This is a genomic window from Mycobacterium intermedium (assembly GCF_002086275.1).
GTDB classification, from domain to species: Bacteria; Actinomycetota; Actinomycetes; order Mycobacteriales; family Mycobacteriaceae; genus Mycobacterium; species Mycobacterium intermedium.
The window spans coordinates 1-21,351 of record NZ_MVHT01000081.1; the positions used below are offsets into that span (position 1 = coordinate 1).

10 protein-coding genes and 4 pseudogenes are annotated in these 21,351 nt (G+C 63.4%); 3 read left to right on the top strand and 11 right to left on the bottom strand.

The features are described from left to right. Positions 1–497: pseudogene (locus BST27_RS32545) on the bottom strand (hypothetical protein); the annotation flags it as partial. A gap of 54 nt (positions 498–551) precedes the next feature. Next, positions 552–833, bottom strand: a pseudogene (locus tag BST27_RS23150) (SDR family NAD(P)-dependent oxidoreductase); the annotation flags it as partial. Positions 834–892: 59 nt separating this feature from the next. On the opposite strand from BST27_RS23150, the pseudogene BST27_RS23155 reads away from it, so the two are divergent. The 3 genes and pseudogenes from BST27_RS23155 to BST27_RS34595 all read left to right on the top strand — a co-directional run. Further along, positions 893–1,123, top strand: a pseudogene (locus tag BST27_RS23155) (type II toxin-antitoxin system Phd/YefM family antitoxin); the annotation flags it as partial. Further along, entirely contained in the window at positions 1,120–1,512 is a 393-nt protein-coding gene (locus BST27_RS23160; protein ID WP_079219888.1) for a type II toxin-antitoxin system VapC family toxin, read from the top strand. The pseudogene BST27_RS23155 and the gene BST27_RS23160, both read left to right, overlap by 4 nt. Before the next feature lie 217 nt (positions 1,513–1,729). Further along, entirely contained in the window at positions 1,730–2,995 is a 1,266-nt protein-coding gene (locus tag BST27_RS34595; protein ID WP_079219890.1) for a PE family protein, read from the top strand. Between the two features lie 104 nt (positions 2,996–3,099). Here the strand turns inward: BST27_RS34595 and BST27_RS34600 are convergent, their stop codons facing one another. The 9 genes and pseudogenes from BST27_RS34600 to BST27_RS23210 form a co-directional block, all read right to left on the bottom strand. After that, a complete protein-coding gene (locus BST27_RS34600) occupies positions 3,100–5,037 on the bottom strand; it encodes a glycoside hydrolase family 64 protein (protein WP_069418225.1) in 1,938 nt (645 codons plus the stop codon). A 189-nt stretch (positions 5,038–5,226) separates the two neighbouring features. Further along, a complete protein-coding gene (locus BST27_RS23175) occupies positions 5,227–12,102 on the bottom strand; it encodes a PPE domain-containing protein (protein ID WP_079219887.1) in 6,876 nt (2,291 codons plus the stop codon). 277 nt (positions 12,103–12,379) lie between these two features. Continuing rightward, entirely contained in the window at positions 12,380–12,961 is a 582-nt protein-coding gene (locus BST27_RS23180; protein ID WP_139805320.1) for a type II toxin-antitoxin system Phd/YefM family antitoxin, read from the bottom strand. Between the two features lie 171 nt (positions 12,962–13,132). Further along, positions 13,133–14,683, bottom strand: a complete 1,551-nt coding sequence (locus BST27_RS23185) for a virulence factor Mce family protein (RefSeq protein WP_069418222.1) — start codon at positions 14,681–14,683, stop codon at positions 13,133–13,135. After that, positions 14,677–15,858 carry a virulence factor Mce family protein gene (locus BST27_RS23190; RefSeq protein WP_069418221.1) on the bottom strand — a complete coding sequence of 394 codons (1,182 nt, stop codon included), beginning with the start codon at positions 15,856–15,858 and terminating at the stop codon, positions 14,677–14,679. The genes BST27_RS23185 and BST27_RS23190 overlap by 7 nt, the downstream gene beginning before the upstream one ends. Beyond that, positions 15,855–17,421, bottom strand: a pseudogene (locus tag BST27_RS23195) (virulence factor Mce family protein). Before BST27_RS23195 ends, BST27_RS23190 begins: the two are co-directional and overlap by 4 nt. Positions 17,422–17,444: 23 nt before the next feature. Continuing rightward, on the bottom strand, positions 17,445–19,004 hold the full coding sequence (locus BST27_RS23200; RefSeq protein ID WP_069418219.1) for a virulence factor Mce family protein: 1,560 nt from the start codon (positions 19,002–19,004) through the stop codon (positions 17,445–17,447). Beyond that, entirely contained in the window at positions 19,001–20,041 is a 1,041-nt protein-coding gene (locus tag BST27_RS23205; RefSeq protein ID WP_069418218.1) for a virulence factor Mce family protein, read from the bottom strand. Before BST27_RS23205 ends, BST27_RS23200 begins: the two co-directional genes overlap by 4 nt. Beyond that, entirely contained in the window at positions 20,038–21,348 is a 1,311-nt protein-coding gene (locus tag BST27_RS23210) for an MCE family protein (RefSeq protein WP_069418217.1), read from the bottom strand. Before BST27_RS23210 ends, BST27_RS23205 begins: the two co-directional genes overlap by 4 nt. Positions 21,349–21,351 lie beyond the last annotated feature (3 nt).

A 21,351-nucleotide genomic window follows, 5' to 3' on the forward strand; every position in this document is an offset into this window, starting at 1 on the left:
GTTCTCTTGTCAGCGGCAAGTTCCTGGGAGATCTCGATCAAGTACCGGCTCGGCAAACTCGCACTGCCCGAACCGCCTGAACCGGTGGCCGCACCGAGACCTGTGGTGGATGCGGTGCCTCCATCGCCACCCCGGCCTCCATTCCCGCCGTTCCCTCCGGTGCCGGCGACCCGAGCAGCGCCGCTGGCAGCGGTGGCCGTGGCGGCGATGCCACTGAGGGCTTTCCCACTCCCAACAGCACTGTCGGCGGCAGCAGTGGGACAGGCGGTGCCGGCACAGGTGGCGGTGGTGGCGGCGGCGCCAACGCCGACAACGCCCGCAACCTTGTCGGCAACGGTGGCGGCGGCCTGAATGGGACGAACGGCGGGTCGGGCGGCCCCGGCGCCAACGGTAATTCGTTGGGCAACAAGGGCGGCAATGGCGGCGCGGTCGGCGGTGGCGGGGGCGCTGGCGGCGGCGCCGGCGGGCAAGGCAGTTGGTCCGGAGGTGCCGGCCACTCCGCCAGCGCCGACTAAGTCGGCGACTGCTGCGCGGAGGCCGCCTGTGACCCGCTACCCCAGGGTGCGTTGATAGCGACGCATCCCGGCGATCCACCGGTCGTAGTCGGCGTCCACTCCCATCGGACACATGCAACTCACGCCGATTCCCTTGTCGCCGTAGTTGATAGCCAGCCATTCGGCGAACCCGACGGCGGCGTGCTTTGTCACGCTGTAGGGCGCCGCACTGAGCTGGGTCAGCAGGCCGGCGGCCGAGGCGACGGCGACGAAATGTCCGCCGGCACGCTCAAGCCATTCCGGCACGACAGCTTTGGCCGCGCGGACGTGGGCACGCACGCCGCACAGGGAGCGTCGGACATGGAGTAAACTAAACTAAGTTCATGACTAAGTCCGTAGCTGTTAGAGTCGGCGTACATGAAGCGAAAACCCGCCTGTCGGAGTTGTTGCGACTCGTTGACAGCGGGCAGGAAGTGGAGATCGCCCGCGGGGGCGAACCCGTCGCAAAGCTTGTGCCGTTCCACACCCAGGACACCCGCCGCCTGGGCATAGACCGCGGCGTATATACCGTGCCAGACGATTTCGACGCGCCGTTGCCGGACAATGTTCTCGAAAGCTTTCATCGGTGAAGCGGTACCTCATCGACACCCACGTTTGGCTGTGGATGCTGTCCGACCCCGACCGGTTATGCGACGAAACACGTGCAATCGTTCAGGATGTCCGCAACAGCGTTCTCTTGTCAGCGGCAAGTTCCTGGGAGATCTCGATCAAGTACCGGCTCGGCAAACTCGCACTGCCCGAACCGCCGGCCTCATATGTCCCCGACCGCATGCGCCGCTCCGGCACATCTCCACTGTCGATCGACCATGCGCACACGCTCAGGACCGCGGACCTTCCGGACCATCATCGCGATCCGTTCGACCGCATCCTCATAGCTCAGGCGCAGTTGCTGGATCTGACGATCATCACCGCGGACGATCAGTTGTCTGCCTACGATGTCGCAGTCATCGCCGCTTGAGTAACCGTGGGTCTTGGGTGCCGCTGCGATGAACGGGCACCCAACAACCTAATTGTGGAATGCAAGTGTGTTCCCACAATCATGTATATGAATTGCTCGGATTCTGACGTGCGCTCCCAATGAGCGATAAGATTTGATTCTCAGCCCACAGCTCGACGATCGTCCGAGCAGCCGAATGACCGCCGACAAGCTGCAACACCGGCGGGAGGGCGCAGAAATGTCGTACTTATTCGCAATACCTGACGTAGTCTCAACCGCAGCAACAACTTTGGCGAATATCGGCTCGGCACTCAGCGAAGCCAACGCCGCCGCGGCGCTCGCAACCACAGACGTGATGGCTGCGGGCGCCGACGAGGTATCGGCGGCCATCGCGGCGGTGTTCGGGTTGCACGCCATGGACTATCAGGCCATCGGCGCACAAGCGTCCGCGTTTCATGAGCAATTCGTACGAGCCCTCACGGCTGGCGCCGGCGCGTATGCCAGCGCCGAGGCGGTCAACGCCGCGGCCACGGCCAACCCGCTGCAGGCTCTTCAAGAACAAGTGCTCAACCTGATCAACACGCCCACCGAGACACTGTTGGGCCGCCCACTAATCGGCAATGGCACCGACGGAGGGGTTGGAACAGGGGAGAACGGCGGCGCGGGCGGCATCCTGTGGGGCAACGGCGGAAACGGCGGGTCTGGCGCCCCGGGCAAGAACGGCGGCAACGGCGGGCCTGCCGGACTGTTCGGCAACGGCGGGGCCGGCGGCACCGGCGGCGGGGACGGCGCCGGCATCTCGGGCAACGGCGGCATGGGTGGTACCGGTGGCCTGCTGTTCGGGAACGGCGGCGTCGGCGGCAGAGGCGGGGCGAATGATTTCCTCAGCGGCTTTGGGGGCACGGGCGGTGCGGGTGGTAACGCCATAGGGCTGTTCGGCAGTGGCGGCATGGGCGGTGACGGCGGTTTCAGCAATTCGGCCACCACCTCTACCGGTGGGGCGGGCGGTAGCGGCGGCAGCGGTGGCTTGCTGTACGGAAACGGAGGCGACGGGGGCGACGCGGGAAGCGGCAAGCTCGGAAACGTAGGCGGTTCCGGCGGCGCGGGCGGTCTGCTGTTCGGCGATGGCGGCAACGGCGGTGCCGGCTCCCTGGGCCAAAAGGGAGGCAATGGGGGCAGCGCCCACCTGATCGGAAGCGGCGGTACAGGCGGCACTGGCGGAGCCGGATTCACCACATCCCCGCAGGGAGGTGCGGGCGGCGCGGGCGGCAATGGTGGGTCCCTTCTCGGCAACGGCGGTGACGGCGGCACCGGCGGGCAGTCGGTCTTCAACGCCCCCGGCGCCGGGGGGCCCGGGGGCAACGCAGTGGGCCTGTTCGGAAATGGCGGCGACGGTGGCGAAGGCGGCGCAAATGCGATAGGGCCGGGCGGTGCCGGTGGCGCCGGCGGCAGCGCCGGACTCCTGTTGGGGGCCCCTGGAGCCGATGGACCGCCCGGGCCTTAGCCGGAGTCGTAGCCGGGTCGCAGCAGGGCGTAAAAGGCGTCAGCGGGTTCGATGCCGTGGTGTCGTGACCTGCGCAGGGACGGGCCAGCTAGTGTTGGCGCGCACTACCCAAGAACGAATGACAGCTGAGTCGGGGGCTGAGAGTTGCTGAGGATCAGCACCGAGCTCTGGCTGTTCACGTCGTCATAGGGGAAGCCATAGGCAAGGTTGTCGAGGTTGATGGTGTGGAAGAACTGTGCCCAGTTGTTCCACCGCCCACCCGTCGGATAGTAGGCGGCGACGTTGGCCCATTGATCCGGTGTGAGCGCCACACCGCGGTTGAACGCCGCGTTGAGTTCGGCGAGGAAAGCCCCCTGGGTGTCTGAGCCGACGAATGGGCCATCGGCGGCGAAGGTTTGCGCCGTGGTGGGCTTGGCCATCGTGAATGTCGAGCCGGTACCCCCGTCGGGGGTCACGGTGTAGACGAACTGGTGGGTGTTGGAGTCGACGCCGCCAGTCACCGTGTAGCCAGGGCCGTCGTAGATAAATGTGTTGGCCTGATAGTGCGTCCAGAAGTCGTCGATCGGTTGATCCAGCCAGGTTGCCAGGCCACCGGGCTGAGCGGTCCGCGGGGCAACAATCCGCAACAGGTCGCCATTGGTATCGGTGAGAACCAGTGACTGGAACTCGGACGGGAGTGTGGCCGCGTACTGCTGGAACACGTCGGCCCGCGACAAGGTAATGCCACGCGTTTCGGCAAAGCCGGTGGCCTCCTGCGCCAGCGTGAATGTGAACGGCAAGCCGAACTGGTCCACCTGCGTGGTGTTGCCCCCGAAGTGGACTTCGCCGTACTTGTAGGTCATCTCGTACCAGTCGTAGACCGTGTAGTAGTTCGGATCGACCGGGTTGTAGGGCTCGAGACCCGCCCAGCCCGAATTGTCGGGCGCGATACCGATATAGAGCGGGTTCTTCAACGACACAAATATCCGGGCGCCCTGAAATTCGGACGGTATCGAGAGATTCGTGGCGTCGGCGAGAGTGAACGACATATTGGCGTAGTTCACTCCGTTGTGCGTGAGGTGGTCGGGGGCGTTGGCGGCGCTGTGGTCGATCGCGTGGGCCACACCGTTCTGGTCGACCCAGGACCAATGACCGGGTGTGGTCTGGCCGAGAAGGGTCAGGTAGACCTCCGTGTCGCTGAGGCCGGTGTTGTTGACGATGGGACCGAGGCGAAATCCGCCGGGCAGGCCATCGGCTCCGGTGAAGCCAGTCTGACCAGCGATTCCAATAAGCCCGGGCGCACCACCCGCACCACCAAGGCCACCGGTGCCACCAGGGCCGCCGGCGCCGTAGAAGCCGGAGGCGTCTACGGGGCCCCCGACCCCGCCGGTACCTCCAAGTCCGCCAGCACCGCCCGCCCCACCATTGCCGTATATCAGTCCGCCACGGCCACCGACTCCGCCCGCCCCGCCGACTCCGCCAGCACCCCCGGTCTGCCCCGGCACGGACGTCGACGCACCGGTAAGCCCGGCGCCGCCCGCCCCGCCAGCCCCGCCATGGCCGAACAATCCCGCCGCGCCGCCGGCACCGCCGTTCTGTCCCGGCGCCCCCGATCCGCCGTTACCGCCGTTCCCCCACAAGATTCCGCCCGGTCCCCCAGCCTGGCCGGTCCCCGGAAGCCCATCGGTGCCGTTGCCGATCAGCGGACGCCCCAACAACGCCTTGAAGGGCGCATTGATCACACCCAAGACGCCTTCCTCAAGGAGCTGCAACGGCGAGGCACTGGCCGCCTCGGCGGCCGCATAAGCGCCCGCCCCGGAATTGATGGCTTGCACAAACCGCTGATGGACCGCCGCAGCCTGTGCGCTGACCACCTGATAGGCCTGCCCGTGCTCGGCCAAGAACGCCGCTATTGCCGCCGACACCTCATCCTCGGCCGCCGCAAGCAGCATCGTGGTTGAACTCGCTGCCGCCGCATTGGCCGTACTGACCGACGAAGCGATACGCGCCAAATCCGATGCCGCTGTCACCACCAGCTCCGGCGTCACACTGACAAACGACATTCCACACCTCCGACCACCGTGTTCTGGGAGACAACCTCGAATGAGTTTGACCAGTGATTCGCCGTAAATCAACGGTGTCGTAAATATCGGCACCACCCGGCCCCTAGATCCGACAGCAGAGCATGGGCGTCACGAGGTTCGGTGAACCGCGCTGTCAACTCGAGGATTTCTCGCATCGCATCCTGCGCATCAGCCAAAAAGCTTGCCGATTTGTGACACGGCGCCGTTGGCGGCGTCGAAGATGCCGGGCAGGTAGGTGCCGACATTGAACAGGCGGGAGACATTCGTCGGTGTCGCAAAGTTTGTCGCGGAGTAAATGACTGCCGAGCCGGTCCGACCAAGATTCGTCCAGCCCGATTGCATCGAGCCGTAGTTCTGCATTCCGGAGTTTCCAGCGTCGCCCGCCAGGGTGTTCCCGAAACCTGAGTTGTGTCCGAAGTTTCCGAAGCCGGACGAACTGCCGGGACCGGAGTTGAAGAAGCCTGACGAGGGGGTGGTTGTCGAGTTTCCGAAGCCGGGGGCGGCCGGGATATCCAGCAGCACCACCCTGATCGGGCCCACTCCACTGTGAATATGGATCGGAACTGAGGTCGCACCATCAACTTGGCCGAAGGTGATGTCGACGACGGGCATCGTGACGTGGATCGGAATGTTGATGGGCCCGAGCGCGAAGTTACGGAGAAATGGAGTGCTTGCGGTGGGCAGCGGCACCGTGAACTTCTGGAAGGAGAGGGAGCTCAAGTCGACGGGGACGGGCAGATCGACCGGGATGACGATGTCCAAGTTCAAAATCGGGAATTCCGGAATGTTGATCTCGGTGTGGGTGCCCCACAGGCCCTGGTAGTCAGCGTGCCACAAGATGCCGTTGTTGAAGTTGCCCGCATTCAAGGCGCCGGTGTTGACGTCACCCGCGTTCGCCCAGCCGGTGTTCACGTCTCCAGTGTTGAAGTCACCGGTGTTGTAGTTGCCCGCGTTGAAGCTGCCGGTGTTGGTGCTGCCCGTGTTGAACATGCCGGTGTTCGAAGAGCCGGAGTTGCAATGACCTGTGTTCGACGTGCCCGCGTTGCCGATGCCGGTGTTGAACGCTCCCCCGTTCCAAAGGCCCCAGTTGCCGTCGCCCGAGTTGGCGATGCCGCGGTTGGCGATGCCCGAATTTCCGATGCCAATGTTCCCGGCGCCGGAGTTGAACAGGCCGACGTTATTGGTTCCCGAGTTGAACAGCCCTACGTTTCCGCTGCCCGAGTTGAGCCCGCCGGCGATATTGATGCCCCGCTGGTTGTGGCCGGTGAGCCCGATGCCGATGTTGTTGTCGCCGGTATTCGCAAAGCCGATGTTGTTGTTGCCGCTGTTGGCAAAGCCGTGGTTGAAGCTGCCGAAGTTGCCGAGACCAAAGTTGTTGTCGCCCAAGTTGCCTGGGCCGATGTTGTAGTTGCCCAGGCTTCCGGAGAAGACGTTGAAGCTGCCGACGTTGCCGCCGCCGAAGTTTGCGTTGCCGACGTTGCCGAAGCCGATATTTCCAAGGCCGAGGTTTGCGACGCCAAGGTTGGTGATCGGATCGTTGTTGACGAAGCCAGCGAGGCTGGTACCGATGTTCTGGAAGCCCGAAATGCTGTCCACTGCGGCAAGATTCAGTGTCCCCGTGTTGAGGAAACCGGAGACGTTGCTGCCGAGATTGGACAAGCCCGATATCTGGTCACCGAAGTTCTTGTAGCCGGAGAGTCCCGAGGTGCCCGAGGTGAGGTTGAAGAAGCCGGAAGTGTTGGTACCGGTGTTGCCGAAGCCCGACACGGTACCCGGACCATTGTTGAAAAAGCCTGACGACGGACCCTCTGTGCTGTTCCAGAAGCCCGGAACTGGCGATACGTCGATGAAGGGAAGCTTGATCGGAAACAGACCGGGGGCGCCGCCGATGTCGATGACAGGCGTTACCAGCCCGCCGGCACCAATACGTGTACCTACCGGGGCAAGGTCAATCACAAAGTCCGGGAGGGTGATTGGAGCGATCGTGACGACCGTGGCGGCGCCGAGGCCAGAGAATTCCACGTCGGCCGTGATCGCTGGCAGGGTAAAGCCCTCGGCCGCGACGACGCCGAACGAGCCCGTGATCGGGATGTCGAGGTAGACCGGCGCACGCAGGTTCAGCGGTATGGGAATGTCGGGAATGCTCACCGTGTAGTTGGCGCCCGGCAACCCCTGGAAATCACCACGCCAGAACATGCCGTTGCTGTAGTTACCCGAGTTGAAGGCGCCGGTGTTGACATTGCCGTGGTTGGCGAAACCGGTGTTGTATCTGCCCGTGTTTAACCAGCCCGTGTTGTAGAAGCCCGGGTTGAAGCTGGCGGTGTTGAAGCTGCCCGGGTTGAAGCTGCCGGAGTTGTGGTCGCCAGTGTTGGCAATGCCGGTGTTGACGTTGCCGACGTTGAACAAACCTGTGTTGATGTCGCCGGCGTTGACCAGGCCCGTACTGTTGAGACCGGTGTTGCCGACGCCCCAGTTGCCGGTGCCCGAGTTGCCGATACCAACGTTTCCGGTGCCCGAGTTGAACAGGCCGGAGTTGTTGGTGCCCGAATTGAACAGGCCGGTGTTGCCGGTGCCTGAGTTCAGCCCACCAGCGAGATCGAGGCCTTGCTGGTGGTTACCGGTCAAACCGATGCCGATGTTGTTGTTTCCGGTGTTCGCCAGGCCGCCGTTGACGTTGCCGGTGTTGGCCACTCCCTGGTTGTAGTTGCCCGCGTTGCTGATTCCGACGTTGACGTTGCCAACATTGGCCAGGCCGACATTGTTGTCGCCGAGGTTTCCGAGGCCGAGGTTGAAGGTGCCGAGGTTTGCGATGCCAACATTGCTGTTGCCGGAGTTTCCGAAACCAACATTGTTGTTTCCGGTGTTGCCAAAGCCGATGTTGTTGTCGCCGACGTTTGCGAACCCGAGGTTGTTGCCTACATTGGCCAACCCCGCGTTGAGCACCGGCATGGTGGCGGAGGCACCCTGGCCACCTAGGTTCGCCATGCCCGACAGCAGCGAGCCGTAGTTGTTGAAGCCCGAGGATCCGTGCAATGCGACGTTCTGGAAGCCCGAGATGTTGGCGCCGATGTTCGAGATGCCCGACACCGAGCCGGGACCCCCATTGAAGAATCCCGAGGACGGCATTGCGCTGGTGTTGAAGAAGCCGGTGGTCGCCTGGTAGTTGAACAGCGTCAGGTCGGCGGGTCCGACGCTGAATGTGATGGGGACGAAAATCCGTGCCGAACCATCCGCGGCGCCGATGTTCAGCGAGGTCAGCGGACCGAGAATCCTGATCTCCGGGATGTCGAGCGTTCGGACGGTGGCAGCCCTTATCGGCGACCAGGTGCCGAGGTCGCCATTAGAACCAATGTGCAAGTCCGACAACGTGATGCCGCTGTAAACGGACGTGCCGAGACCGATCGTGATGGGGATATTCACGGGAATGTCGACGGTCAATTGTGCGGGAATCAAAGGAATGTGAATTGCGTAGCCGGCCCCCCACAGCCCCTGCTGACTACCCCGCCACAAGACGCCGTTGCTCATGTCGCCGGATAGGAAGGCGCCGGTCGTTATGTCGCCTGAGTTGGCAACACCGGTGCTGTAGTTGCCGGTGTTGGACAACCCCGTGTTGAAGTCACCCCCGTTGGCGATGCCGGTGTTGAAGTCGCCCGTGTTGAACGCGCCGGTGTTGTAGCTGCCCGCATTGCCGATGCCGGTGCTGAAAACGCCGGTGTTGAACAAACCGAGGTTGGCGCTGTGGACATTGCCGATCCCGATGTTGAAGTCGCCGGAGTTGCCGATGCCGACGTTTCCGTTGCCCGAGTTGGCGATTCCGATGTTGTTGGTGCCGGAGTTGAAGAGACCGATGTTGCCGCTGCCGGAATTCAGGCCGCCAGTTAAGTTCACACCCTGCTGGTTGTTGCCGGTCAGTCCGATGCCGACGTTGTTGTTGCCGGTATTGCCGAAGCCGACGTTTCCATCACCGGTATTGCCCCAGCCCCAGTTGGTGCCGCCGATATTTCCGCCGCCGAGATTGTTGCTGCCTAGGTTCCCGAACCCGAAGTTCGCATCGCCGAGGTTTCCCCAGCCCAATTTCATGTCGGCGAGGTTGGCGAGTCCGGTGGTGAAGATGGGACCGGACGGGGTGCTGAACACACCCGCCATCGCCACGTTGGGTGAGCCAGAGCCGTCCGCCGCGGCTTCCAGAAGCACGCTGGTGTTGTAAATGCCCGACACGCTGTTGCCCAGGTTCAAAAAGCCGGATTGCAACGAGCCGAAGTTCTGGAAGCCGGAGCTTCCTAGAGCGCCCACCACGCCGCTATTCCACATGCCGGAAGCGTTCGCGCCGAAGTTCTGGAAGCCCGAAACACCGCCCGCGCCGGAGTTGAAGAACCCCGACGAAGGACTGGTCACCGTATTCCCGAAGCCCGGTCCGCCGGGAACCCTGAGAAATACGATTTCGCGACCCTCCAGGGCGCCCGAAACGCTGATCGGCAGGCTGTTGCCTGGTCCGCCGACAGCGACTACCGCGCTGGAAATGTATAGCTCGGAATGACCGAGAACAACGGGGCCGAAAGACAAGCCTTCACCCAGTGCGCCGATGATCGGGAATATATCTGTCCTGGGCATGATCTGGCCGGCTTGGGTGACGGGGATGACCACACTCGGGATGGTTATCGTTTGGTTTATCGGTATGGCGATCGACTGGTTTATCGCGATAGCAGGAATCCTGAAGGTCAGGTCGATGCCAATATGGCCCTGGTTATCGAGCGGCTGCGCGATGCCGTTGTTGAAATCCCCCGAGTTCAGCAGGCCGGTGTTGACATCACCGGTATTGAAAAACCCGGTGTTGACGTGGCCGGGGTTGAAGCTGCCCGAGTTTGTGTTGCCGACATTGAAGCCGCCCGTGTTGGCACTGCCCGCATTGAAACCACCGGTGTTGACGGCACCGGTGTTGAACCAACCCGTGTTGGCGCTGCCGACATTGCCGAAGCCGGTGTTTCCGGCACCAGGGTTCTGGCCGCCCCAGTTTCCCGTACCTGCGTTGAGGGCGCCCCAGTTCCCACTGCCCGAGTTGCCGATCCCGACGTTTCCAGTGCCCGAGTTGAACAGGCCGACATTTCCGGTCCCCGAGTTGAACAGGCCGACGTTTCCGGCGCCAGAGTTCAGGGCGCCGATCCCGATCTGACCATCGCCGGTGAGTCCGATACCGATGCTGTGGTTGCCGGTATTGCCGAATCCGATGTTGCTGTTCCCGGTATTCGCAAAGCCCTGGTTAAAGCTGCCGGAGTTTCCCCAGCCGAAGTTGTTGTCGCCGAGGTTGCCCCAGCCCTTGTTGAGATTGCCCAGGTTGCCGGAGCCCGCGTTAAACGATCCGATATTCGCATTGCCGTAGTTTTGGATGCCGACGTTGCCAGCGCCCAGATTTAAGCTGCCTACGTTTCCAAGCCCGAAGTTTGTGCCACCGAAGTTCCCGTTCCCGACATTAGAGTTCCCGCTGTTGCCGAAGCCGAAGTTACCCACCCCGACATTCCCGAGGCCGTAATTACTATCGTTTCCGGACGGCGGGCCGACGGAGAAACCCGCTAAATTGGCACCGTTATTGAGAAAGCCCGAGATAAAGGCCGCTGTCCTGGTCGGCAGCAGGCTCTCATTCGCTATACCCGACACGGTGTTGCCCACGTTGAAGAAGCCCGATTGCCGCGTCCCGCTGCTTGCTAGGCCGGAGTTGTTGCCGATCGCGTCGACCGCAGTGTTGAAGAATCCAGAATTGTTGGCGCCGGTGTTGAAGAGGCCCGATGAGCTACCGGAGCCGTCGTTGAAAAAGCCCGAGGACGGGACGGAGGTCGAGTTGAAGAAACCCGCGCTGCCGCCGAACAGGTGGCCGGTGTTGTTGCCCCGCGCCAAGAAGCCGTTGTTGAAGTTGCCTGCGTTGTAGGCCCCGGTGTTCACATTGCCGGAGTTGGCGATGCCGGTGTTGTAGTTGCCGGTGTTGAAGAAACCCGTGTTGGCTCTGCCCAGGTTGAAGGCACCCGTGTTGGTGTCACCCGGGTTCAGGCTGCCCGTGTTGTAGCTCCCGGCGTTCCCGAAGCCCGTGTTGGCTATGCCGGAGTTGAAGAAGCCGGTGTTGGCGGCACCGGAATTGCCGATGCCGGTATTCCCAGTGCCCGAGTTGCCGATGCCGAAGTTTCCGGTGCCGGAGTTGAACAAGCCGATGTTGCCCGTGCCCGAGTTCAGTCCGCCGGTGAGATTGATGCCCCGTTGATTGTTGCCGGTCAGCCCGAAACCGATGTTCCCGTCGCCGGTGTTGCCGAATCCGATATTCCCACTGCCGGTGTTGCCGAAGCCGAAGTTGTTCAGCGCTCGCGTCAGCGCCGGACCGGAGTTTCCGAACCCGATGTTGCCGCTGCCTCGGTTGCCGCTGCCGTAATTTCCGCTGCCGATGTTGCCGGAGCCGATGTTGCCCTGGCCGACGTTCGCCAGGCCGACGTTGCGAAAGATGGTCTGTAAGTTGGGGACACTGGAGGGGATCGCGCCAACCAGCTTCTGCAGCGAGGTGAAGGGCGTCAACACCGAGACGGAGGCGGCGGCGCCGGCGTGGTAGTCGGACATCGCGACCACGTCCTGGGCCCACATCTGCTCGTACTGAGCCTCAGCCGCCGCGATCGCGGGAGCATTTTGCCCGAACAGATTCGACGTAACCAGCTGCGCAAATGCAGCGCGGTTGGCGGAAACGATCTCCGGATGCACCGTCGCCGCCAGCGCCGCCTCAAACGCGGCCGCCGTCACCTGCACCTGCTCGGCCGCTTGCTCGGCGTCAGCGGCCGCCGCACGCAGCCACCCCAGGTATGGCACTGCAGCATCCGCCATCGCGGCCGCTGCCGGGCCCTGCCACGAGGAACTCGCAAGGCCGACGGTCACCGACGAGAAAGAGGTCGCGGCCGCCGCCAACTCGGTGGCCAATCCCCGCCAGGCTGCCGCCGCTTCTAACATCGGCCCTGTACCGGCGCCGAGGTAGAGCCGCGCCGAGTTGATCTCAGGCGGCAGCACCGCAAAACTCAAAGTCGTCCCCCGGGAACCGTTGCCCGCCGCCCCTGTGGCGTCGGTGCACTGACGTCCCGTCGGGGGCGCCTAGCGAGATCGATTATTCAACAGTGGTTTAAGCAGCGTTGGCTTTTTGCCGAAATTGCCGTTGGCGCAAGCGGATCGCCGGCCCGGTCCGACCACATCGCGAAGCGCAGCGGGTCGTCAGCGGAATTAAGTTCCGAATTTGATCGTCGATCGTCAGCGAGATGACGAGCCCACCTGTCCGGCCGAGTGTCCGCCTGCAGCAGTCCTTCTATGCCACCGAGACGATCCGCGCGACCACCTTGCCGCCGCGGCGGATTTCGATGGTCTGTCCCGCTTCAACCCGGTCGAAGTAGCGGCCCGCACGCTTTCGCAGTTCGTCGAGGTCGATTTGTCCACCGCGGTCCGCGGGCCCTGGGGTCATCCCCGCGTCGTCAACGGACACAATGCGTGACAGCAACCGACCACCGCGCACAACATAGATCGTCTCCCCGGCCGCAACCCGATCGAAGCACCGCCCAGCGCGCTTGCGTAGTTCGTCAAGCCCGATCCACCCGCCGGGTTCCGACGTGTCCTTGACAGACCGCGCGGGGATCGGCGCTCCCCGCCAGTCGCCGACCGGCGCCATGCGTGCCACCAACTTGCCGCGGCGGACGATGCCGATCGTCTCCCCCGCGGCGACCCGCTCGAGATACGTACACGCGTCACTCCGCAGTTGGGTCAGGCCAATCACTTCCCGCATTTCACTCGGATCGGGTCGGCCCGTCGGTGGCGGAGGATCGACGAGCGGGTACAGAACCGGAGTGCGCTTCGAATGAGGGCACTTGGCGGGCGCCAAACTCTGAGGAATCATCGGCTTCAGTATATGACTGTACGTGCGGTCAGTACAGCGACTCTTTGCCCCTATCGCCTGGCGGCGAACAATGCGAGCCGCACGGCGAGTTCGCCGTCGACAACTCCACCCCAAGACGAAAACCCCGTCGAATCAGGCACAATTGGAACGAAGCCGAGCTGCGACGCAGGGTCAGCTCGGTGGTGACAGCATGTCCTTCCAGCCGTCATCGCCTGTCCTGGTTGAATTTTCAACCGCGTACTTGACTCCGTCCGGACCTATGAGCTCACCGCGCTGCGGGCTGTATACGGCGGCGGGAGGAGCGCCCGGTGTGTAGACACACGGGTTGGGCTGTTGTCCATTACATTGCACGACACCAGATCCCGGCCGCGACAACGGGTCACTGACCGGTGGAGGCGTGCCCGGCACCCGGTCGGCTGGTGCGGGATTCAGGCCATTGTTGACCGACGGTGCCGGGATCACGAGACCCGGCTTCACCGGTTGGTCGCAGCGTGCGGCAGCCGCCGGGCAGGTGAGAAGTTGGTTGGGTTCGCCATACCAAGGATTGGTGCCCAGCGGAACGTACGGGTTGGGGTCCCGACACTCCCGCGGTGTCGCGGCCCGCTTCCCCGGCACATCCACACACGGAAGGTTGCGTGCCCCGCGCACCGCGTTGGCCGGAGTGTCCTGGGGGATCTTGCAGTATGTTCCGGACGGCATCGGCGCCAGACTGGTGTCGGCCGGCGACCGCCACTGAGACGGCGGCAGAAAGCCGGTCAGACAGGGCGGGGGCTGGTTGATCGTCAGCGCGGTGTCGAGTGTCGCGTATCCGGGAAATGGCGCCGTTACCGTCTCACCTTCCGCGGCGCCCTGCGGATAGGACACCAATAATTGCTCGATGCCCTTGTTGTAGCGCTTGAGCATCTCCAGCACGATCGCCAGGTTCGCCAGGGTTTGCGGCAACGACTCGCGGATGTCACCGAACACCTCGTTGACCTGATCAGCGGTCGGCGCCGCCTGAGTCAGGATGCTCTGCAGGGACGGGTCGGTTTCCGCGGCCTGCGCGGCCAGGATGTCCAGATTGCGCGACCAGCGTCGGATTGAGTCGCCCGAATTGATCTGGCTGTCCAGGATCGGCCCAGAGTTCTGGATGATGTCGTTGACATCGGAGATGTTGGTCTTGAAGTCGCCCGCGAGAGCTTGAGTCGCGTCGACCAGGCGCTGCAGCGCAGGTCCCAATCCGCCTACGGCTTGGGCCGTTTCGTCGAGCACCCCGGCGATCTTGTCCGCGGGAATCGCGGCCAGTCCGCGCTGAGCGGCGTCCAGCGCCGGTCCGATCTCCGTGGGCACCGTGCCGTTTCTGATGGTCTGCCCCGGCCGGAAGTATTGATCCGGGTTGCCGGTCGACACCAGGTCCACATACTGCTCACCCACCGCGGACACCGAATGCACGTTCGCCGACGCGTCGATCGGGATCTTGTAGCTGTTGGAAATACTCATGGTGACCCGCGCGCCCCGCTCGAGCGGCTCCACCGCGGTCACCCTGCCGATGGTTTGCCCGCGATATGTCACGTTGGCTGTCCGGTACAGGCCACCGGACGAGGGCAGTTCGGCCTTCAGCGTGTATTGGCCGATCCCCATAGCACTGGGAATCCGTAGGTAGTACCAGCCCAACACAATCGCCGTGACCAAACTGATCAGGCCGAACAAGATCAGCTGGCGCCAGACGAAGCGGGTCAGCATTGTCTGTCCGCCCTTTCGACCAGCGGGCCGCCCGGAACGTCGTTCGGGTTCGGCGTGTACCTGACGTCCGGGATCATCGTGTCGGGGTCCCGCCCCCACGATTGCTCGAGCGCACGCAGCGCTCCGGAGAATCCAGTCCCGGTCAGGACTGCGTTGTCGATAGCGCTGAGGGTCAAGTCGAGTGTCAGCGACAGGTTGAAGTAGTCGCCACGGAATGCCTTGGGCACCGCGTCGACATCGAACGGGCGGACGATAAGCAACTTGAGCGCCCGGATAAGTTTTGGCGATGCGCGCCCGAGTTCCCGCAATGGGCACTGCAGTGCAAGCAAAGCTTGGTGCAGGTCTGCTTCCGAGGCGGACAGGTATTGGTCAGCAACCTCACCGAGCCCGCCCACCGCGTCGACGGCTTCGATCAGCAGGTTTTGTTTGGCGGCGAAATGTTTTATCAGCGGCGGAAATTGGGTGAGAACACGATCCAGAACGTCCGCTCGAGAACCCACGTACTCCAGCAGTCGATTGGTCGAGTCGATGGCGCGGGTGATGTCCCGCCGTTGCTCGTCGAGTCGGGCGGTGAATGTGTCCAGCTTGTCGAGGAAGGCGCGGATCTGGCCGGCCCGGCCGTGCAGGATGTTGTAGACCTCATTCTGCAGTGATTCGATGTTCGGGATGCCACCCCCGCGCAGGATGGTGGCGAGACTGGCCAGCGTCTGCTCGGTGGTGGGGTAAGCGGACGAATGAGCGAGCGGGATGGTGTCGCCGTCCTTCAGTTCCGAGACGGGGTTGGGCGGAACACCCAGTTCTACGTGCTGAGAACCCAACAGGCTGGTCAGCCCGATCTTCGCCGTGGCGTTCTTCGGCAATTTGACGCTCCTGTCCAGGCTTAGCGTCAACGTCGCGACCCAGTTCTTCAGTTCGATCGCACGCACCGTGCCCACAAAAACATCGGCCACCCGCACCCTGCTGTTGTTGTTCAGGGCCAAGGTGTCTGGCATCTGCACGTAGATGGTGTAAGAGTCGGGACCACTGCCGGGCCCCCCGGGCATCGGCACGTTCGCGATGCCACGCCAGTTTGCGCACGACGTCAGCATCAGGGCTGCCGCCAGCACAGCCAGCACGCGCCGACCCAGTCGCCGGGTCCCCCCGGCCCAATTACCAAGGGCGGCAAAGACGGTCATGAGCCCGGTCCCCTCGACACGGCCGCCTCGGCGGGCAGTGGTGGTCCGCCAGGCGCGGGCCCGGCGACAGGCGCGGGGGTCGGCGGGACTGGTCCGGGGATCACACCCGGTCCCGGTGGCGGCGGCGGTATCGGAACCTGCGGGGCCTGTACACCGATGGGCGGCAACACCGGGTACTCGTCATAGGCATTGGGCGGGCCTGGCGGCGTCTGCAACCCCGACGGTGGGACAACGGCATCCGGACCGCCCATCAATTCTGCGAGGGATTCGGGGGTCAACAGGCCCGCCGTGATCGGACCCACCTGGACGCCCTGCATGCCCGGCGCGGTGACCCAGCCATGTTGCGTGTTGCGGTGCGACAGCGGTGTGTCGGGCACCCAGATCCCAGGGACGGTGGTGTCCTTGTATCCGTTGGGCGGCTGGAGCCGGGGCTCGGAGTAGGCGACGTGTTTGGGCAGGACCTCCGCGGTGCTGAACAAATTCAGCCCGAACGGCAGGTAGTTGAACTTGATCGCGTCGAGAATCGGCCCCAGATACTGCGCACACAGTTCGGCGGACTCTTGATAGCCCAGTCGGCTGCCCGCCTGAATCATGCTGCACACGAACTGCATTGGATTCGCAAAATTGGGGATCGCCGGGATCGACATGAGTGTCCCGTGGGCCGGGTGGTAAATCTGACTGAGGTTCATCTCCAACGTCGGCAGTACATGCAGCGCAGTCTCCAACCCATTGAGCGGCTCGGGTTGGACGAGCGTGGTGGTCAGGGTGGCCAAGTTGTCGATGTCGTGGGTCAGCACCTCGCGGTTCTTGGTCAAGAACGGACGCAGTGTGGCGAGCAGTCCGTCGAATTGCTGGATCGCATTGGCCAGATTGCGATCGGAAGACGTTAGCCGGTCAGTGAATTGAGCCAGGTTGTCGTTCAACGCGGCGAACTGTTGATCATCTTTATGCAGGGCGTTGACGAAAAGCGCCAGGCTGTGCACTACCGCGAAGAAGTCGCCGCGGCCCTGGTTCAGTGCGGTAAGCGCCTTCGACAGGTTTTCCAGCGTGGTGTTGATCTGCTTGCCTTTGCCGGCGAGCCCGTCCGATCAGGTCGCCGAAGGGGCCCTTGGGTTGGTCGGGAGTCGGACCGAGTTTGTCGATGATGTTGGCGACGCTGCCGCGTAGTTCGTCCCACTCCGTCGGCACTTGCGCACGCTCGATGGGGATGACGGCGTTGTCGGCCAGCACCGGACCACCGTTGTAGGGCGGCTCCAACTGAATACTGCGCGACGCCACCAGCGTTGGGTTCAGGATCACGACGGACGCGTTCGCGGGCACCTTGTAGTTGTTGTCGTAGTGGAACGTGACTCTCATCTTGTTGCCGGCCGGTTCGATCTTGTCGACCGAGCCGACACGGATGCCCATGATCTGGACCCGGTCCCCGGGATAGAGGGCATTCGCCTCAGGGATGTAAGCGGTGACGGTGTTGGTGGTCAACGACTGGTAGAACTGCAAGCCCTGGTACGCGGCAACGAGGGCCAGGGCCACCACCAGCAACGCGATGATCTTCCCGACCGGCATTCGGCGGATATCCAAGACGCTGGTCAATTCTGACTCCCTCCGGTGACGCCGCTGCCTCCGACGCCACCTGGGGTGATGAACGGCGCGGGCAGTTGCTGCCCGGGTCCGGGAGGCGCGGGCGGCCCCGGCGGCAGTCCCGGCGCGAAGGTCGAGGGTGGCGGAACCGGACCGGCCGGTTGCAGGTTTTCGGTGCGCGCACCCGGCGGAGCGTTGGGCGGTAGGGGTGCCGGGGTGCCCGGGACGTCCGGTGGCGCTGCACCGGGCCGTCCGGCGATCGGGATCCCCGGTGTCGGTGGCAGGCCGTTGGGGTTCGGCGGAGACGCCTGAACATCGAGCGGCGCCGGGAAGCTGCCGCCGAACGGTCCCACGTCAACACCCGCGCACGGCAACGGGTTCCACGGCCGCGGCAGCGCGTCGGCCGCCGGCACGTACGAGCACGCCGTTCCCGGTGGCACGGCCGGCCCCGGATGGTCCGGGGTGCCTTCCAGCACCTGAGGTGCGGGCGGTGGCGCGCCATTGGGGAACCGGGTGCCGTTCGGGTCGGGCCAGCGGAAGGCGGGCAGGCCGGCGCTGCGCCAGAAGTCCTCCGGGTCGATGCCACGCTTCTTGAAGGCGGCGTCGACGAACGGCTGCAACATCCAGTACGGCAGCAAATTGGACAGCACAATCTTGAAGTACGGTCCGGAAGCTACGGATTCACCCAGCCCCGCAGCGAATTGCCCCGCGAAACTGAGGGTTTGGGCCAAGTCGTCGCGCTGCTCCACCAGCACGTCGGTGAGGGTGTGCAATTGCTCCAGCACAAAGTTGAGATTCGGGTTGTCGTTGATGAATCCCTGCACCTGGCTCGATACCGCGGAAATGTTTCCTAACAGCGCGTCAATGGCCCGGCCACGTTCGTTGAACGCGGCCAGCAGGGTCTTCGCATTGACCAGCAGCCGGTTGATTTGTTCGCTACGGTCGCCGAGGACGCTGGCCACCTTATTGGCCTGAGCGAGTAGGTGTTTGACCTGTTCGTCACGTTTGCCGATGGTGTCGGAGAAGCGGGCCAAGCCGTCGAGCGCGGCACTCAGATGCGGGTAGGTCTCGTCGATGGTTTGGGAGATCACGTTGAGTGACAGCTTGACGGTGTCGACGTTCCAACCCGTTGCGGCTCGGGTGACGTCGAAAGCCGCATCGTAGAGCTGATAAGGGGTGGCGGTTTGGCCTAACGCCAAAACACCTCCGGGCCGTAGAGTTTGGTTTCCCCGCGGCGTGACCTCGAGCACCTTCTTCCCCAGGATGGTGTCGGTCTTGATCGCGAGTCGACTCTCGGTGCCAATGGTGTTGCTTCCGATGGAGAACCTGACCAAGACGTGGTTGCCTGCGATCTCCAGCGCCTCCACCTTGCCCACATCGACGCCGGTGATGCGCACCTTGTCGCCCTTGTTCAGCTGGCCGCTGTCGGTGAACTCTCCGTAGTAACTTGGGCTGGCGAACATCATTGGGACACTGGTGAAACTTTGGCCGACGATGACGACCAGGACCAGAACGGTGATACCGATCAGCCCGACCCGTCCGCGGTTGAAATCCGTCAGTGTCCTCATTGCGGGGTGCACCTACCGGTCGGCTGCTGCCAGAGCTTGACCGTGCGGACCGGGCCGCCCGGTTGTAGCCCGTTCCACTTGATGGTCAGGTCGCACACGTAGAAGTTCACCCAGTCGCCATAGAGGCCGATGCTGCGTCCGATCAGGTTGAGCGCGGTCGGTGTGTTATGGATCAGATCGCGGAGCTGGTCTTTCTGATCGATCAGCGGCTGCTGCAAGGTCTCGAGGTAGCCGATTTCCTTGTGCAGCAGCCCGCGGTTGTCCGCCAGTAGCGCGGCTACGGTTCCCGAGACATTGCTGATGTTTGCGGTGCCGGCGGCCAACGGGTCGGCGTGATTGCTCAGGCCGCTGATGAGCCGCTCGAAGTCGTCAACGGTCTGGTCGAACTCCTTGCGATGTCTGACCGTGGTATCCAGCACGACGTTGAGGTTGTCGACCACCTCGCCGATCGCCCGATCGCTTTCGGCAAGGTGCGCGGTCACACTCGCGGTCTGGTCGAGGATGTCGCTGATAGTGCCGCCCTGACCCTGAAACACAGTGACGATGGCCGACACGATGCTGTTGACCTTGTCCGGGTCGAGTGCCCGGAACAGCGGTTTGAAACCACCGATCAGGGCATCGAGATCCAGCGCCGGTGAAGTGCGAGACCGCGGAATCAGTCCGCCTGCCGGCAAAATCCGGTCTGCGCCATCGCCCGTGCCGCGCTTGAGTTCCAAGAAGCGATTGCCGAGCAGGTCGAGATAGCGGATCTGCGCGGTTGTCGACTCATAAAGCGGTATCGACCGATCAACCTCGAACTCCACTCGTACCCGTTCGCCGCCGTCGATCAGCAGCACGTTCTTGACCTTGCCGACCTCCACTCCGGAGGCGCGGACGAATTGCCCGTTGCGCAGCCCGCTGCCGTTGTCAAATTCGGCGACATAGCTGTTGGTTTTGTTGAAGCGCATCTGGGCGAACACCACCACGATCGTGGCAGTGATCATCGCCAGCACCAGTGAGACGATGCTGAATTTGATTGCGGTTCCGGCGATTTTCATGGGTTGATCGTGTTGTCCCCGACTTGACGGCCCCACACGTACTCGATTGCGTACGGAGAACCGGTATCCAGGTGGTTGTACGGTGCGAGACTGGCCCCGGTGTCCACCACCAAAGTCGGTGCCGGCCACAGATCGCGGGTGAGCGGCTGCCAGCAGCCGGGTGCGCCGCCAGGACCCCCGCGGGCATTCACCCGCGGCAGATTCTCTGGATACACATAGGGATTCGGCGCTCCGCCCACCACACCCGCAAGACCCAGCAGCCCCTGGGTCAGCACCGTGCCGGCCAACCCGGGGAGGGTCAGCATGCCCCCCAAACCCGACGTCAGCGCGGTCATGGTCCTGAGCGAATAGCCGTTTCCGCCACCGGAGGTGTCGTACCCAGCGGGTTCGGCGTCGTGGTAGTTACGGATGGTGCAGAAGAAGGAGGGGCTGTAGGTGTCGAGCAACTGGGCGGTGGGCACCAGATCTGCCAACCCTCGCTGCAGGTAGGGCCCGCCGCGGGAAAAAATGTCTTCGCCCGTGTTGCCCAACCCCGTCGCGGCCAGTAACGCGGCGTCCAATTCGGCTTCCTGGCGGTGCAGCGTACGCGCCGTGGTGACGGCGTTGTTCAGGGAATCGAGCAGGTCGGGCGCAGCGTCGCCGTAGATGTCGCCCAGCGCAGCCAGCCGCTGAATGTCATATCGAATCTGCGGCATCTGCGGGTTTATGTCGTCGAGGATGGCGTTCCCGTTGACAATCGACTGCCCGAACTTGTCGCCCAGCCCCGTCAATGCCTCCGCGGCGGCGGCCAGCGTCAAGTTCAGCTTGACCGGGTCCACCTTCTCGGTGATCGAGACCAACGTGTCGAACAAGGTGTTGAACTCCGTCGTGACCTCGTTGGCCTTGATGACGTGCCGCGGCGAAATACGCTCATCGACAGGGTTTTCCGGCCAGGTCAACGCGACGAACTTGTTACCGAACACCGTGGTCGCCTTGATGTTCGCCGTTACATTGGCCGGAATGAGGGGGAGGTATTTCGGATTGACATCCAGGGCGAACTTGGCTCCCGGAGTGCCGTCATCGCGCTGGATCTGTGAAATGTCGGCCACCCGTCCGATTTCCACTCCGTTGTAGGTGACCTTCGACCCCGGATCCATCACCAATCCGGCCCGGGGCGCGATCATCGTCAAACGCGTTGTGGGCGTGAATTTTCCGCGAAACTGAAACCATACGAAGGTCAAGACCGCCGCGACGACCAGAAAGAACACCACCGTCGCCGTCTTGTACGGCGGGATACGCGGTGGGTGCGATTTCGGCGGGACGGGCATGGC